Here is a 544-nt window from a genome sequence, read left to right as displayed (position 1 = left end):
CATCCATCTTGTTACAGCAGCAAATCATTTGCTTGACACCAAGGGTGAAAGCAAGCAATGCGTGCTCACGGGTCTGTCCATCCTTGGAAATACCAGCTTCAAAACCACCAGTTGTGGAGTCAATGATGAGGACAGCACAGTCAGCTTGAGAGGTACCAGTAATCATGTTCTTGATGAAATCCCTGTGTCCAGGGGCATCAATCACAGTGCAGTAGTACTTTGTGGTCTCAAACTTCCACAAGGCAATATCAATAGTACCACGTTCACGCTCAGCCTTAAGCTTGTCAAGCACCCACGCATACTTGAAGGACCTCTTGTTCATCTCAGCTGCTTCTTTCTCAAACCTCTCGATGACACGCTTGTCAATACCACCAAGTTTGTAGATCAAGTGACCAGTAGTGGTCGACTTTCCAGAGTCGACATGTCCAATGACAACAATGCTGATATGAATCTTCTCTTTACCCATGATGTCTAAAAAACTTTCACAAACGGAAAAATGAGAGAAAGAGCTTCGCTAAAACCCTGGCCGCGTATGAAGAATAAC

1 protein-coding gene is annotated in these 544 nt (G+C 44.9%); it reads right to left on the bottom strand.

All coding sequences use genetic code 11. The features are described 5' to 3' along the window. Positions 1–466: GTP-binding protein (locus DEP02_RS35685; protein WP_232839157.1), on the bottom strand; the 466-nt coding region annotated here is incomplete at its 3' end. Positions 467–544: the final 78 nt, after the last annotated feature.

This window comes from Streptomyces triticisoli, from assembly GCF_003270085.1.
GTDB lineage: Bacteria > Actinomycetota > Actinomycetes > Streptomycetales > Streptomycetaceae > Streptomyces > Streptomyces triticisoli.
The sequence above is the reverse complement of the archived record's forward strand: the minus strand, read 5'-3'. Positions and strand labels throughout refer to the sequence as shown.